The 15194-nt window shown below is 66.9% G+C and carries 14 protein-coding genes; 6 read left to right on the top strand and 8 right to left on the bottom strand.

The window, feature by feature from the left end:
* Positions 1-252 precede the first annotated feature (252 nt).
* The 4 genes from ACFOYU_RS10380 (at position 253) to ACFOYU_RS10365 (ending at position 5303) form a co-directional block, all read left to right on the top strand.
* Positions 253-1809: a hypothetical protein gene (locus ACFOYU_RS10380; protein ID WP_377033457.1), complete on the top strand. Its 1557-nt coding sequence runs from the start codon at positions 253-255 to the stop codon at positions 1807-1809.
* A 250-nt stretch (positions 1810-2059) separates the two neighbouring features.
* Positions 2060-2308 carry a DUF2188 domain-containing protein gene (locus ACFOYU_RS10375; RefSeq protein WP_377033456.1) on the top strand — a complete coding sequence of 83 codons (249 nt, stop codon included), beginning with the start codon at positions 2060-2062 and terminating at the stop codon, positions 2306-2308.
* Positions 2309-2494: 186 nt separating this feature from the next.
* Positions 2495-3820: a DUF4365 domain-containing protein gene (locus ACFOYU_RS10370; protein WP_377033455.1), complete on the top strand. Its 1326-nt coding sequence runs from the start codon at positions 2495-2497 to the stop codon at positions 3818-3820.
* A complete protein-coding gene (locus tag ACFOYU_RS10365; RefSeq protein ID WP_377033454.1) occupies positions 3804-5303 on the top strand; it encodes a hypothetical protein in 1500 nt (499 codons plus the stop codon). The genes ACFOYU_RS10370 and ACFOYU_RS10365 overlap by 17 nt, the downstream gene beginning before the upstream one ends.
* Before the next feature lie 24 nt (positions 5304-5327).
* On the opposite strand, the gene ACFOYU_RS10360 is transcribed toward ACFOYU_RS10365, so the two are convergent.
* Both ACFOYU_RS10360 and ACFOYU_RS10355 read right to left on the bottom strand, forming a co-directional pair.
* Positions 5328-6074, bottom strand: a complete 747-nt coding sequence (locus ACFOYU_RS10360) for a DUF6602 domain-containing protein (RefSeq protein ID WP_377033453.1) — start codon at positions 6072-6074, stop codon at positions 5328-5330.
* A complete protein-coding gene (locus ACFOYU_RS10355) occupies positions 6071-6832 on the bottom strand; it encodes a nucleotidyltransferase domain-containing protein (RefSeq protein WP_377033452.1) in 762 nt (253 codons plus the stop codon). Before ACFOYU_RS10355 ends, ACFOYU_RS10360 begins: the two co-directional genes overlap by 4 nt.
* A 345-nt stretch (positions 6833-7177) precedes the next feature.
* Between ACFOYU_RS10355 and ACFOYU_RS10350 the strand changes: the two genes are divergently transcribed.
* A complete protein-coding gene (locus ACFOYU_RS10350; protein ID WP_377033451.1) occupies positions 7178-8320 on the top strand; it encodes a L,D-transpeptidase family protein in 1143 nt (380 codons plus the stop codon).
* Positions 8321-8453: 133 nt separating this feature from the next.
* Here the strand turns inward: ACFOYU_RS10350 and ACFOYU_RS10345 are convergent, their stop codons facing one another.
* The 6 genes from ACFOYU_RS10345 to ACFOYU_RS10320 form a co-directional block, all read right to left on the bottom strand.
* Positions 8454-9629 (bottom strand): adenylate/guanylate cyclase domain-containing protein, encoded by a 1176-nt coding sequence (locus ACFOYU_RS10345; protein ID WP_377033450.1) that lies wholly within the window; start codon positions 9627-9629, stop codon positions 8454-8456.
* A gap of 273 nt (positions 9630-9902) precedes the next feature.
* A complete protein-coding gene (locus tag ACFOYU_RS10340; protein WP_377033449.1) occupies positions 9903-10568 on the bottom strand; it encodes a transglutaminase-like cysteine peptidase in 666 nt (221 codons plus the stop codon).
* A gap of 375 nt (positions 10569-10943) precedes the next feature.
* Positions 10944-11744, bottom strand: coding sequence for a lytic transglycosylase domain-containing protein (locus tag ACFOYU_RS10335; RefSeq protein ID WP_377033448.1), 801 nt, complete (start codon positions 11742-11744; stop codon positions 10944-10946).
* A 242-nt stretch (positions 11745-11986) separates the two neighbouring features.
* Positions 11987-12241, bottom strand: a complete 255-nt coding sequence (locus tag ACFOYU_RS10330) for a hypothetical protein (RefSeq protein WP_377033447.1) — start codon at positions 12239-12241, stop codon at positions 11987-11989.
* 383 nt (positions 12242-12624) lie between these two features.
* Entirely contained in the window at positions 12625-13011 is a 387-nt protein-coding gene (locus ACFOYU_RS10325) for a hypothetical protein (protein ID WP_377033446.1), read from the bottom strand.
* A 245-nt stretch (positions 13012-13256) separates the two neighbouring features.
* The gene (locus ACFOYU_RS10320) at positions 13257-14027 is read right to left on the bottom strand and encodes a Crp/Fnr family transcriptional regulator (protein ID WP_377033445.1); all 771 of its coding nucleotides are present in this window, start codon (positions 14025-14027) and stop codon (positions 13257-13259) included.
* A gap of 229 nt (positions 14028-14256) precedes the next feature.
* Here ACFOYU_RS10320 and ACFOYU_RS10315 point away from each other — a divergent pair, with 229 nt between their 5' ends.
* Positions 14257-15189, top strand: a complete 933-nt coding sequence (locus tag ACFOYU_RS10315) for a Spy/CpxP family protein refolding chaperone (protein ID WP_377033444.1) — start codon at positions 14257-14259, stop codon at positions 15187-15189.
* The last annotated feature ends 5 nt before the right edge of the window (positions 15190-15194 follow it).

Raw genomic sequence — 15194 nt, 5'->3', positions numbered from 1 at the left:
CTTGGAGCCGACCTGCCCAATCGGCTCCGACGTCGCCGCCAGCGGGCTCGAGAGCTTGGAACATGCGTCTGTTCGGCCTGTTTCACTTCCCCCCGACACGACGCCGGCGCAGCTGCCACGTTTTGGGGTGGACAGTTGCACCGGGAGCCTGACAGCCACGAGCATGAGCTTCATGGCGTACAATGGCCCTTGCATGCGAAGTCATAAGGGTCTGAGAGGATGGAATGACCACAACTGCCGGGATCGTGCGCAATGTTGGATGATGAGGACGGTCCACCCAACGAAGCGCTGTTCGGGCCCACGCCTCCTCCTGGAGAGCTCTGGGTCTCACTGGCGCTGCCGGACGTGGCGCGGCTCTCCGATGAGCAGCTCGCACAGTGGTTTCCGAACCACGACGGACGGTGGACCGCGCAGACCAAGGCTTTGATCAGCCAGTTCGGGGCCACCGGCCTCGACCTCAACCGGAACTGGGCAGAGGTGCCGCCAGGCTGGCAGTGCGTCTGTTGCCGCCGAACCAAGCCCGAGATCGTCCGCAAGGCGGACAATGGCGTCCTCGTGGCCCATCTGGAGTGGCACCACGACCACATCACCGATCTGTTCGGTCGCCGGCTCAACGACCGCTTCGGGATGCCTTGGACCCAAGGTGTTCCCGAGGTCTGCCGGCTCGCCGACGGGCCTATCAAGGCCTTGCTCTGGCGCTTCCGGGATGCCCTGATCTGCGACGCCTGCAACCGGGCCGACGGGAAGGCGAAGGACGCCCTGAAGGCGGAGGTGCATCCGGACTTCACCTTCACGCCTGGCGAGATCTCGCAATTCATCATGCCGCACCCCAATCGGCACCACGAGATCGATGTCGACTGCGCCCGCGCGATCTGGCGCGGCGCCCGCGAGGACTTCGCGGACCGGATCGCGTTCATGGACCTCATGGTTGAGCGGCTGGCGGACGGGCGGCACGGCGTCGAGCGCAATCGAGCCGCGGAAGGATCATCGCCGCAACAGGCCGCTGACAGGATCCTGGCCCGGATGGGAATTGCCGATCCGTCCGCGCAAGCCTTCACCCGCTGGCATGGCCGGCTTTCCTTCGATCTCGCGGATCGCTCGACGATGCGGGACGGCGCCGGCCGGTCCGCGCGAACACGACCGGCCAGAGGCGGGCGTGGGCCGACCGACGAGGAGTTCGCCGCCTTCGACCAGAGGGCGCAACTCGGCTGGAAGCGGGCCCCGGCCGATTGGACCTGCCCCTGCTGCGGCCGCGGCAAGCGCGAGATCCTGCGGCTGTCGGGTCAGGGCAGGTGGTTCGCCCAGATCCGCGACCATCAGGTCTTTCCTCTGGAACATGACCCGCGAAATCTCGAATTCCGGCAGGTGCTGTACCCTTGGCACCCGCCTGAACTCGTCATCCGGGAGTACGCGGTGGCCAAGGTCTGCTCGGATTGCGGGGATGTCGCATCGGAATTGCAGCGCAGCCGTCCGGATCTGATCCCGTTCCATCTTGGCCTGGAGGACTTGAGGGCATGCCTTGGCGAGGTCCGACCCAACGAGAAGCTGGAGATCGTCCTGGGCGAGGCTGCGGCCCGTGCTCAGACGAACGAACCTTGGATCGCGGCCCGTGAAGCCTTCGTCCAGCACCATGACCTGGCCACCAGCATGAACGCATTGCGGGCCGGCATCGAGGGGCGCCGGGCCCTCGGCCGGGAAGACTGGGCGGAGATCGCGGCACTGGCCGAGGATCAGGGAGTGTCTCTGGATGCGCGTCCGGGAGCCCTGGCGTGGCTCATCCAGGAGGGACAGAGGTTCTCCCGAGGGTAGGCGGCCGATCCTTCCGTGACCGGCGGAGGCAAAGGTCTCATCCACGGGCGCAGCCGCCTGACGAGCCACACCTGGACGCCTCGTTTGCGGCCGCACACGGACTCCGTGAACCTATCTGCATCGCTGTGCGGCAGTTGTGGCCTCGTTGGGACCACATCCGAGCCACATCGCTGAGCGGCCATCCGCCCACCTTGAAAGCAGGGCCGGCAAGTCTGACTTTAAGCGTGGCAATAGCACTGAGGAGAGCGCCGTGAGCAAGGGACGGGATCGAATGGTCTACCAACGGGCGGATGGCCGCTGGGCCAACGAGCGCAACGGCGCCTCACGGGCCTCCAGCGTGCACGGGACGCAGCGGGACGCGGTCCAGGCCGCAAGGACGAACCTGACGAATCAGGGTGGCGGCGACCTGACCACCAAGGGGCGGGATGGCAGGATCCGCAGCAAGGACACCATTGCCCCTGGTCGCGATCCCAACCCGCCGCGCGACACCGAGCACTGAAGGCTGGGCGAGCTTTCGAGAGGCGCCGTTCCTGGCCGGCCGGCGGCCTCGCGGCAAACGGCGCCATGGATTGGGCCGCCCCGGAGGCTGCAAAGCGAGCGGAAATCCGCTAAGGCTCGGGGGTGCGGCGCTGGTGGCGGTCAGCCCCGGCAACCCACCCAGCCATCCTTCAGCCCAGGCCGATCCTTGAAGAAGCTCCACCTCAACCAGATCACCGGCGAACGCGGCGTCCACATCTTCTCCAACCGGATCCTGGCGGCGGGGCTGAGCTTCCACACCCCCTCCGGCGCCCTCGACACCGGCGTGGACGGGTTCATCGAGCTGCGCGATCCGCACACCGGCGAGGTCCGCGCCCAGTACATCGCCGCCCAGCTCAAGACCATGCGGACGCTGCCCGAGGACAACGGCGAAATCTTCGCCTACCGGGCCACCGAGCGCGACATCGAGTACTGGTTCAACGCGAACACCCCCGTGATCCTGGTGGTGGTGCATCTCGACAGCGAACTGGTCTGGTGGAAGTCGATCCAGGGCTATTTCGCCGACCCGGAGCGCAAGCGGTCGCGCAAAGTCGTCTTCCACCGCAAGGACGACGAACTGCGGGACGACACCGTGGCCAGCTTCGCCGAACTCGTCGCCGGCTTCGCCCGTCCGGGCATCGTGACCCCCTCGCTGCGCACCGAGGAGGAGCTGGAGACCAACCTGCTCAGGGTCGACCATCCCTTCCGCGTCAACCTGGCCGTCACCGACCTGGACGCCAAGGAGGTCCGCCAGGCGCTCCTGCGCCGGCACGAGTACCCGCCCATGGACTGGATCGTGCATGGCGGCCGCCTCATCACCTTCCGCGACCTCGATGATCCGCTGTTCGAGGATGCCTGCGACCTCGGCAGCATCGATCAGATCGACACGCGGGATTGGTTCGAGGCGGACGGCGACGTCACCAAGCGCCAATTCGTCTACCTGCTCCAGCGGTGCCTCACCGAGCGGATCCGCGACCGCCTCCGTTACAGCCGTGCCGGGAAGTACCACTTCTTCAAGCCCGACCGCAGGAACGGCATCGAACGGACCATCCGGTATCAGTCCTTCGCCCGCCAGGCGAAGCGCAAGGTCGTCTCGGCGCACGGCAAGGCGCAAAGCGGAAGCGGGCCGTCCTACTACCGGCACGCCGCCTTCGTCCCGCGTTTCCTGGAGATCCAGGACGAGTGGTACCTGGCCATCGAGCCGACCTATCACTTCACGCGCGACGGTGTCGAGGAGTACGCGTACGCCTCCGAGCGGCTCGCCACCATCAAGAGGTTCGAGACGAATGCGAACGTGCGTGGGCACATCGGCATGTGGCGGGCGGTGTTAACCGACGGCGGGGACCTTTTCCGGGACGATTATCCCTACCTGACCCTGGACGCCGTTCCCAGCCTGAGGCATTCCTTCGGGGTGCCGGACGGCCTGTGGACGGAGCGCGAGGATCCCGAGGAGCGCAAGACACGCGAGGAGGGCCAGCGTGAGCTCCTTCTTTAGCCTGGTGCACATCGCCGAGCCGCTGCTGGAGTTCGGCGGCGGAGGCCGGCACCAGGACGTGCGCTTCGGCCTGATGGACCATGGCCCCGTCGACTTCTCCACGGAGCGGACCCGGACCGTGCGCCTCGGCATCGTCGGATCGGCCCGGACGGTTGACGGCCTGCGGGCGTGGCTCCAGCACTGCGAGGGTGGCATTCCCGCCAAGCGCAGCAACCAACCCAACCTGTTCCCGGAGTTCCCCGGCAGCGGCATCGGCGGACCGTTCCGGTGCTACTTCGAGGTCGACGGACAGGACGAGCGCACCATCCCGCAGGGCCAGGTCGCAAGGATCACGGGGGAGCCCCGCGACGAGGTCGCGCTGAGGTTGGCCGTCGAGCTCTTCGCCGGCGAGGTCCAGGCTTTGGCCGAGCGCGACCGGCCGCCGCACGTCATCATCTGCGCGCTTCCGGTCGAGATCATCGAACGCGTGAAGAACCTGCGGGTCGGCGACGGGGAGACGGCCGGCGACGATGCTCCCAAGCCCGACGGCGAGGCCAAGCCCGATGACGAGGACACGCTGTACGCGGATTTCCGCGGTGCGCTGAAGGCGGCGACCCTGCCGTTCCGGGTGCCGATCCAGATCGTCTGGCCGACCACCTACGACAACAACGCGCATGTCAGGCGCAAGCTCGCCGAGTTGTCCCAACGCCGGGTCCAGGATGAGGCCACGCGCGCCTGGAACCTGTTCGGCGCCCTCTACTACAAGGCCGGCGGGACGCCCTGGCGGATGATCCGCGACCAGCGTGACTACGCGACGACCTTCCTCGGAATCAGCTTCTTCGAGGACCTGAAGCGGTCGTCCCTGCGCACGAGTTCCGCGCAGCTGTTCGACGAGCGGGGTGAAGGCCTCATCCTGAGGGGCGGCAAGGCGCTCGAAGACAAGGTCGACCGCCACCCGTACCTGTCCGGCGAGGACGCCTATGCGCTGACCAGGAACTCCCTGGCCGCCTATAAAAAGGAGCACGGCAACTATCCCGCCCGGCTTGTGGTCCACAAGAGCTCGAAATACCATCGTGAGGAACTTGAGGGCCTTGGAAAGGCCCTGGAGGAGGTCGGGATCGATTTCGCCGACTTCCTCTGGCTCCCGCGCAGGTCGCCGGTGCGCCTGTTCCGGAACGGCGACTACCCGCCGCTGCGGGGCACGGCTCTGCGGCTGGATGACGACACCTCGATCCTGTACACCCGCGGCAGCGTCGACTTCTTCCGAACCTACCCGGGGATGTACGTGCCCAACCCGCTGCTGCTGAAGGGGCAGCGCCGCGACGGCGCCGGGTGGGACACCCTGCTCAAGGAGACGCTCGCGCTCACCAAGATGAACTGGAATAACAGCCAGTTCGACGGCGCCCTGCCGATCACCATGCGGGCGGCGCGGCAGGTCGGGGAGATCCTGCGACACGTTCCCGAAGGCGTTCTGCCCGACCCGCGCTACCGCTTCTACATGTAGCCGCGGCTCACCGCCTCTTGTTGGTCACGTGGTGGCGGATGAACCGCCGGGCGGGCCCGTGAGCCAGCGGGCATAGGCGCGGATGTCGATCATCGGCACGGTGGCGCTGCTCTGAAGCCGCGCGATCAGCTCGAACAGGAAGGCCGTCGCGGGCCGGCCCTCGGTCGTCAGGCCGTACCCCGATGCCGCATCGAAGGTGAAATGCCCATGGGCGGCAACGCAGCCCAGATCGAGGCGGCCGGCGGCGTCGCCATTATTGAGCGCATCCGCCAGGGGCTGGCCGAACGCCGGGCTCCAGTCGCTTTCCAGCGTCAGAAGCCCTGCCATGATGGGAGTCAGCGGCTTCGGCGGGTAGACGCCGCCCGCATGGGGGATGGGCAGGCTGGTCCGGTGCAACCAGCGCACGCTGGCCGCCTTGTCCCGCGCGTAACCGACCATCCGCGCATTGATCGACTGCTTGGCCTCGAAGACGGCGTAGACGCTCTCGGCCGGGACAACCTTCTGGCCCTGGAAGTTGAAGATGAACGGCGAGTATTGGCGGTCGTAGACGACCACGTCGATCTGGTCGCTGAAGGCGCCCTCGCTGTCGACGACGAACGCCGTGTCGGCGCGGTAGCGTTGCGGGAGATAGGTTTGGAGCATCTCAAGCCAGACGCTCTCGCTCGCGTCGCCCTTGGTGCCTGGGTGCGCGAACGATGCCCGGGCGCGGGCCAGGCGCTGCTGAATGTCGTCGTGCAGCTCGGACAGCAGAACCTCAAGCGACCACGTCATTGCACGATCTCCTCCCAATAGGCGGCGCGGATCGCATCGGTGGCGGCCTGCCTGATGGCTGCTTTGGCGGCTTGGGTCAGCTCGTCCGAGAGCACGTTGTTTGTGTTGGCCGGGTCAATGACGCGCGCCGTCTCGAAGCGGTCGCGCAGGTACTCGAACACCTGGAGGATGTTGGTTGACAGGCTGCCCGTGGCACCCCCCTTCAGCGCCTCGATGGCCGTGAGCTCCAGATAGAAGGAAGGGAAGTCGAGGTTCTTCTGGTTCCGCCACAGCTTCAGGACGCGGATCTCGTTGCGCCGCCCCGAGCTGGCCACCAAGGCGATGTGCCTCGCCACGTTGGTCTTCGTCCAGGTATCCGCCCGGTTGCGGTACAGGCTGTGGTCCTCCCCGACGGGACCTTGGCGCCTGGCCGGGACCAGATCCACATCGAACCCCCTGATCCTCACGCCGATGGACACATTCTGCCTGCGGGGAGAGAGCTGCTTCGCGCGCAGCTTCTCGAACAGACTGTCGTAGATCTCGCCCAGGGGGTTGCGGGTGTCTTCCTTGAGGGAGATGAACAGGTCGATGTCGGTTCCGCTCGCATTGGCGGTCCCTTTCGCGAAGGAGCCGCTGGGGCTGACGCTCACGAGCTGGCCGCCCGCCCACTCCCGCAGGTGCGGCAGCAGCAGCGTCTGGCATCCGCGAACAGGCGCGAACGGGCCCGTGTCCACGGCCTCGCGTTTCAGGATGCCGTGAAGGTACTCGTCTGCTGTCATGCACTTGCCTCCTGGGTGCAGGATCATACGACGGCGACTGCAGGCGCGTAAGAACGAAATGTGAACACGACCCCGGCTTTCTGGGGACAACCCGCAGGCGACGCATGCCGGCCGTGCCGGGTGCCGGCCGAACCGCCTTGGCACCGGCGGCACGATCCGGCCCACCTGCCATTGTGGATCCTGAGTATACGGCGGCCGCATGCCTCAATCCTGCCGGACTTGGCGGCAACTCCTACTTCGGATCGGCCGGGCCTGCGGCAAGCGGACCTGAAGCCGGCAACCAAGGGAAATCGGGGAAACGCCTGGCACTTACGCCTGGGCGGATCGGAAGCGGGGATCCCCACGATGAAGCGTATCGCATTGGCTGCGGGCCTCGTGCTCGCGCTCGCCGCCTGCCAGGGTGACACCCGGTCCACACGCCATCTGGTGCCGATCCCGTCGGCCACCATGGCAATGATGGCTAGCAAGGGCATGTCGCCAAACGACCCGATCCTCATGCGGGCCTACAAAAAGGAGTCCGAGATCGAGGTCTGGAAGCGAGGCCCCGACGGCAGGTACGCGCTGCTCAAGACCTACCCGATGTGCCGCTGGTCGGGCCAGCTCGGGCCCAAGACTCGGGAAGGTGACCGCCAGGCGCCGGAGGGCTTCTACACGGTCACGCCCTCGCAGATGAACCCGAATTCCAGCTTCCACCTGTCGTTCGACCTCGGGTATCCGAATGCGTACGACCGCGCCCATGGCCGGACGGGCGCGCACCTCATGGTGCACGGCTCGTGCTCGTCGAGCGGCTGCTTTGCCATGACCGACGATGCGATCTCCGAGGTATATGCCCTGGCCCGCGAGTCCTTTGCCAGCGGCCAGCGCGGCTTCCAGTTCCAGTCGTATCCGTTCCGGATGACGGCCGAGAACCTGGCCAAGCACCGCCTCGACCCGAACATCGCCTTCTGGCGGAACCTGAAGGAAGGCTCTGACTACTTCGAGCTTGCGAAGCAGGAGCCACAGGTGTCCGTGGCCAGCGGGCAGTATGCGTTCAGCGGGGACGCCTCGGTCATGGCGTCCGTCGCGCAGAAGCGGCAGAAGGATGACCAGCAGGTCGCCACACTGGCGGCCAGAGGCGTGCAGCCGATCAAACTTGTATACGGCGACGGCGGGCAGCACCCGAGCTTCCGACAGGCGCTGGCCGGGGAGGACGGCTCGCTTGCCGTCGATGCCAGCGCCCGTAACCGGCTTGGCGACGTGAGCCGGCCCGAAGCCTTGGCCGCGGGGCCGCAGGAGGTCATCCTTGCCGCGAACGGGAAGCCGAGGCAGGGACCGTCATCGACGCTCGCCTACACCTCGCAGAGGCCACAGGCAGGCCAGGTGGCCGCTGGCGAACCCATCCGGCAGCCCGCTCCGGCAGCGGCGTCAGCGCCTCAGCCTACGACCCAGGCGGCAGGAGGTGACGGTCGCTCGGTGCTTGAGCGCTTTCGGGGACTGTTCGGCGGCTGAACTGAGCCGCGCAACAAGGTGGAGCCCGGGCGTTCCGGAAAGGCAGGGGATTTGCTGGGTTACCCCGATCCGGGCGCAATAATCCTTTTCGAACCCCGCATTTCGCAAACAAGGACCGGAATAGGTGAAGGAGCTAGGGGTGTTCGCCGGATCCGTGCAACGAGAAAATCATCTGCTCGTCTGGAAGACTCTTCAGAGCAAACGTGCCCAGAGCCTGCGTCGCCCCTGATGGAAGGAGTGCGGCGACCTCCCGCGAGCACACCGCCACGTTGCCTGTACTCTTGGCAAACGCTTCGAGCCGACTGACCAGATTGACCGTCGGCCCAACCACGGTGAAGTCGAGGCGGTCGGGGCTGCCGATATTGCCGTAGGTGACAGGGCCGATGTGCAGGCATGCGACAAACTGCAGATCACCCTCCTCATGGGCTCTCGCCAAGGCGGCGTCCAAGGCCCGGCAAGCCTGCCGGGTGGCCTCTGCTGGTCCACTCTCTTCAACAGAGAAGATCGACAGGATGCCATCACCGATGAACTTCAGCACGTCACCACCCTCGGCACGCACGGCTCCGACAACCACTTCCAGATAGCGGTCGAGGTGCTCCAGCACTTCATCGGGTGGCAATTGCTGCGACAGAGCCGTGTAACCGCGCAGATCCGTCAGCAGCACGGCCGCTTCAATCTCGAAGCAGTCGCCTCGTCGAATGGCCCCCGCCGCAACACGTTTGGCAGGCCCCTGGCCAAGATAGGTTTGCAGAAGGCTCTCACTGGAGCGCCGCATCGCGGCCGGTTCCAGGGCCGCGGCCAGGAACGGTCCGAGCTCCTCGATGAGGCCCACCTCCTCCGGGCTGAAATCCCGTAGGCCGTCGGTCGTGAAGGAGGCGCCCTGAACCGAACCATCACCGTACATGATAGGGATAGCTAGGTAGTCTGTGCCGCCCTCAGAAGCCACTTCCAAGAGCACGTGATGGTCGAGTGCCGGATCCAGGTGCCGAAGGGAGCGGCGGAAGCTGGCCCGTGTCTTATTGACATGCTCGAAGGGGCTGCCGGTGTATGAGCGTGTCGCCAGGATCCTGTGGGGCACGGTGTACGCTTCGGCCCCGGCTCCGCGCATCCATTTGACACCCCAGACGCCAATAAGAGGATTGGCGAGGCGCTGCCCGACCCGAACGCGCCAGAGTGGCACGCCTGCGGCCAGCAGCCGTTCGCAGTATTCTGTGACGATCTCAGCTGGTGCGAGTGCGGTGCGGGCTGGTCCAGCCAGCCACCGCGCAAGGTCGAGGACGCTAGGCAGGCGTTGGGAGGTCTGGGGCATGCTTTGCCCCCGCTTTCTCGTCAAAGACCGGTGAACTGCTCGATACGCTGCTTCGGAACGCCAGAGGGGACAGATAGGTAACGTCGGGTGATCGGATATGTCCCACTGGAACATCCCGGAATTCAGCCGACCGCCTCTTAGGCGAGAAGCGTTGCAAGGAAGAGGAAGCGTGGAGGGCGAAGGGAACCCTTGGAGGCCGCAATTTGCCAGGCATGTCCGATCCGCCTCCTGCTGCGGGCAGGATACGGGAACTCACCCAGCTCACGACTGGGGCTATTGGTTCGCCGTCATGGTAGGCGAGGTCCGACTGCCGAGCGAGGCCCAGGCCGAACCCTCGTCGCCCTCGCGCTTGATGTAGACGTCGCCCGTCTTGTGCCACGGCAGGATGGCGTTGCGCTTGTTGTCGAGGATGAGATCGCCGCGGCTCGTGCGCACCATCATCACGGCGTGGCCCGCGCCTTCCTCGTCGATGACCACGCTCATCCGCAGGGCCCGGCGCGGGAAGCCCGCCTCGACCAGGTGCCTGCGCTTGAGGAGCTGGTAGTCCTCGCAGTCGCCGTAGCCGTCCTCGGCGAAGTCCCAGATGTCCTCGACGCCCCAGTGATCCTTGTCGGTATTGGCCTTGATCGCGGCATTCACCTGCTGGTTGACCCGGTTGAGGGTCTGCCAGTCCTTCGCCGTGAGCTCGATGGTGGCGGGCTCGGACAGGTCGACCGTGCACTCCGCCGGGTTCTCCTGGCAGAAGCGGATCCAGCCCATGATCGGCTTGGCGGCGCCGACCCTGGCAACGGGCTGGGAGACGCCCGGCAGGATGGTCCCGGTCTGGGTTTGCGCCTGCGCTGCTGCGGTGAGGGTCAGGGCGAGGGAGACGGCGGCGAAACGGAACGTGCTCCGGGACAAAGGCCGAACGTTCAGAAGCCCGAAGAGAGGTTGCCGCATTGCCCCCGCCACGCCGTTAAGGTTTTGTTCATCAAACCTGACACGGTGGGCCGGAAGCGCTCAAGGCAAAAGTTAAACGAGAGTTAACAGGTCGCGGCAGACTTCATTCCGACGACTCCGTCAGCCGTGCCCCGCGCGCAATGTCGCGGCGGTGACCTCCAGGCGCCCGCTGACGTCGTCGAACGAGAGGGCGTAGTGCACGTCGGTGGTATCCACGTGCGCGCCGCCCGAAATCCGAGCCTCCGGTGCTCCTCCCGGTTCGCCGGGTGACCGTTCACGCAACCCGGGGCAGGCGCCAGCCGGTAGCAATGAACAGCCCTGTTACGCCGGGGCCATCATCCTTTCGCCAGGACGCGGTTGTCCCTTCACCCCGGATCAGCGTCTCCCTGTGGACGGCTCCGGCCGGAGCAGCTCGCCCCTCGCCTGCGAGCCTACCCTGGTGACCGCGAGGACGAAACGTCGGGCGAGCTCACGCTGGAGCGCCGCCCGGCGCCGATCCTCCGCGGTCACCTGCGGAATGCGCGTCAGTTGGTCCGGCCGGGCCGATGCGATCTGCACCGGCGCCGAAGGCCCTGTGGCCACCGCGGTCCCGTCCTGGGCCAGCGGCGACCCGATGGCGGCGAGGTGGAGCCGCGCCCTCCGGCAGTATTCGACCGAGCGCGGGGTCATCCGGTCCTCGCCATGGCCCGCCCGATACTTCATCAGCGTGCGGCACAGGTCACCGCCGGCAAGCCGCCAGGCCTGTGCCAGGTACTCGACGCCGTAGCGGATGTTGGTCGCCGGGTCGGCGAGGGCTTCCCTGGAGCCGACGAAACCGAGCATCGCCGCCGTCCCGGGGCGGACCTGCATCAGCCCCAACTCGCCGACCGTGCCGGTGACGGATGGATCGTAGGCGCTCTCGACCATCACGACGGCATCCGCGACGGCCATGGGCAACCCGCGGCGCTCGGCCTCCCGGGCGACCAGCGGCAGATAATGGCCACGCCCTCTCGGGTGGGCGGGCGGCAGGCCCACCAGGGTCTCCACCACGGGCGGTTTGGGCAGCGAGAGAATGATCTTCGAGATGCGGTCGTCCTCGGCCCGCGCGTCGCTGCGGTGGAGCGAAGCGAAGGCAGGCTGTGCGGCGGCCACCACCACGGCGGCAAGGCAGGCGGCAATGTGTGGCAGACGACCCACGGCATCCTCCGGCGGGGTTGTACGAGATGGTCATGCTGACCACGGCAGGCCATGCACGGGCAAGACGGCAACGCCAAGGCACCCTCATCCTTCGCGGGGAGCAGGTGCCGCACCGTCCAAGGGCGGTCGGGAGCACCGACACCACACCGCACGCGGCCTTCCGTGCAGTGCATCTGTGATGGTCCGTCGGGTTTTACAAGACGGTGTGGATCACCACTCCTGCCGTGCCGACGGCACTGGCGTCAGGCCTCTTCCGCGGAAGCCACGAAGAAGTAGCAGCCCTCGCGCTGGACGGCGAACCGCGCGGCTGTCGCGTTGAAGCCGCCCGGGCAGTCCCCGTGCTTGCCCGGCGTGCCGCGGAACTTCCAGCCTGCACCAATGAGGAAGTCCGGGATCGCGCCGCTCTTCGGAATCGCACAGAACAGTCCGCGCGCAAAGCGGCACTCGAAGTAGATGTAGGCCTGGGCCGCGGTTGGACGCCTTGGCTTGTCGTGCATGCGGGGTCGCCCAGGGGGCCTGGCCAACCGGGACTTGTCACGTCCATCAACGCCAGCCCCTGTCTTGGCGCGAGCGCGGGAGGCTGCCGGCTTGTCTGTGCGGCGGTCATCGGTCTTGTCCGGCAATGCGGTGCTCCGGAGAACAGGCACGGATCCATGGGCGAGGGACAATGCTCGTGACTGGGCCCACAGGGGCCCGCGCTCCTGCATTCACCGGCACAGGTGCCGTCGAGGACGGGCGGCGACAGCGGGTCAGCCCGGCTCAGGCGAGCCGGAACGGCCCCGGGGCCGGACAGCGCGCTGACGGAATGGGCAGGGGTTGGGCGTGAACCCGAATCACGAGCACGTCGTCGGGAGCAACACGGCCCGAACCGGTCGCTCGATCAGACGATGCCGAGGGTTCGGGGTGGGCGCTTCAGGCCGTCCGGATCGGCGCCGGAGCCCTGTTGGCTCACCATCGCCAGCCTGGTGGCCGTGGCCAGAAGCGTCGCGACGCCAGGACCAAAGGACGGCAGGGCCATGCCGCAGACGGTGCCGCAATGAGGGGCATGGTTAGGGCCGGCCCCGTCATGACCGGCCTCACCGAGCGCGCAGGCGCAAATGTCCGACGCTCTGACGCCGGGCGCGCCGTGGCCGTCTCCGTCATCCGGCTGGGACGACCCATTGATGTGGGCGGCGGCCTCCCAGCTCTCAACGGAGACGGCGCCAGGGGCGTTCAGGCCTGCCATGACCACGCCGTGCAGCACGAACGCGGTCACGGCCGCAAGCATGAGGCTTGCGACAAGACGGCGTAAGTGGGTCCACACAGGGTCCAGTGATTTGCTCCTATGGCCGACCATCAACTGCCGGCAATCGGCAGCATAAGGCTCCCGGTGGCCACCGCAAGCGTCTTGAACAGGATCACGCCAGGAACGGGTGGACGGACCGAAACCCGAATTCCCTCCACCCGTGCGCTGTGCGACCGCTCGGAAGCGGGCTGGCTTGGCGCCCCGGCGCTGGGGGATCGCCGACCTGATCAGCCCTCGCCCTCGATCAGCCGGTCAAGCCCGGCGAGGTCCAGGCGCAGCACACCCCGGCCGACATCCTCGATCAGGTGGCGCCGACGCAGGTACCCGAACGCCCGGCTCACGGTCTCGATCTTGAGGCTCACGAAGTCGGCGATGTCGGACCGGGACATGGGCACAGTCACGATGTCGCCCAGCCCGAGGTTCTGGTGCAGGAACCGCAGGAACAAGGCCAGGCGCCTCCGGGCGTCCTTGCGCCCCAGAAGGCCGACGTGGTCAAGCGCCTCGCTCGCGCCGGCCCGCAGGACATTCGCCAACTGGCGCCCGAGGAGCGGATTGCATTCACCCAGACCCTGCAGCTTGCCGGCATCGAATTCGAGCAGGACCACAGGCGTAACCGCCTCGGCCGTCAGGACCCGTTCGGCATGGGTGAGGCCAAAATAGGCTCCTGGAAAAGCGAACCGCACAATCTGGCGGGTCCCGTCGGGGAAGAACGTGACAAGCCGCACCACGCCTTCGAGGACCCGGAAGCAGCGGCTCTCGGTCGGACCGCCCTGGAAGATGACCTCATTTGGTCCGACCGCACGTCGGCCCGCCTGCCTGCCGAGGAACGATCTGGTTTGCTCCTCGGTCTCCAAGGTGCAGGGGAGATCCTCCAGGCGCCAAGCCTTGGGATCCCGGCACAGGCACCCGACCGGTTCGGCCAGGGCGGTGGAGTTCAGTTGGAGGCTCATGGCGACGGCCCGGGACAGCGGAATGGCCGAAAATGGCCAGATCCCCATGCATGATCCGAAGCTATCATGAATGCATTGATCCGGATCAAGCGGTCCCGGCCGCCAGCCGGCGGGCACCGCCTTCCCGGTGCGGCATGCACCTTTCGCAGGAGCCGGACGCCGCGGGACCCGGCAATTGATCACGATCAATGACGCCGTACGGCTCAGCTGCGATGGTGCGGCCATGACAAAAAGCCTTCGACGCCACGACGCGGCCATTTCCACAGGAGAACCGATCATGCGCACTTCCTTCGTCCTCATGGCCGCCGTGTCGGTGCTGGGCTTGGTGACCGTCCAGCAGGCTGCGCGTGCAGCCGAGGCGGGCGCAGCCCCCCAGGACCGCATCGTCGTGGCCATGGACAACATGGGCAGCATGCAGCAGGCCCCGGCGGCAGGCGGCATGCCGGCCGGCCAAAGCTCTGGGAGCATGGGCATGTGCTGCGGCATGGGCGGCATGCCACAGGGCGGATCAGGGCAGGCCACCATGGCACCCAGCGGGCAGGCCGGGTCCGGCGCGATGCCGTCAGGGCAGGCTGGCCAGATGGGCGGTTCCGGCATGATGAACGACAACATGCGATCCATGCCGCAGGGTCAGATGGGCGGCATGCCCCAGGGCGGATCGGGGCAAGGTGGCAGCGCAGGCATGATGGATGACAACATGATGCGCATGCAGCAAGGCCAGACCGGCATGGCCCCCATGGGTCAGGGCGGCATGATGATGGACAACATGCCCCGCATGCAGCCCAACCAGCAGGGCGGGATGGGCACGATGAACAATGACGCGATGCGCATGCCGCAGGCGCCCACGGGCGGCACGATGCCAGGCATGACCGCAGGCGGCGCCGACATGACGGATCGCATCGAGGGGCGGATTGCCTTTCTGAAGGCGGAGCTGACGATCACCGATGCGCAGACCCCGGCCTGGAACCAGTTCGCCGAGGCCCTGCGCTCCAGCCGGCAGCACCTGATCGAGGCCCGGCAGCTGCTGGCGGCCCCGGCCGCCGATGCGAGCGCGACTGCGCGGCTGGAGCAGTACGAGCGCCATTTGGGCGCCCGGCTGGAGGCGATCAAGGCGGCGCGGAGCTCCTTTGCCCAGCTCCATGCCGCACTTGACGAGCACCAGAAGCACGTGGCGGAAGAGCTGGTCGTGCCGTTTCTGGCCACCTTCTGAGCGGT

Origin of the sequence: Microvirga sp. GCM10011540 (assembly GCF_042650665.1) — a bacterium.
Taxonomy (GTDB): domain Bacteria; phylum Pseudomonadota; class Alphaproteobacteria; order Rhizobiales; family Beijerinckiaceae; genus Microvirga; species Microvirga lenta.
The sequence above is the reverse complement of the archived record's forward strand: the minus strand, read 5'-3'. Positions and strand labels throughout refer to the sequence as shown.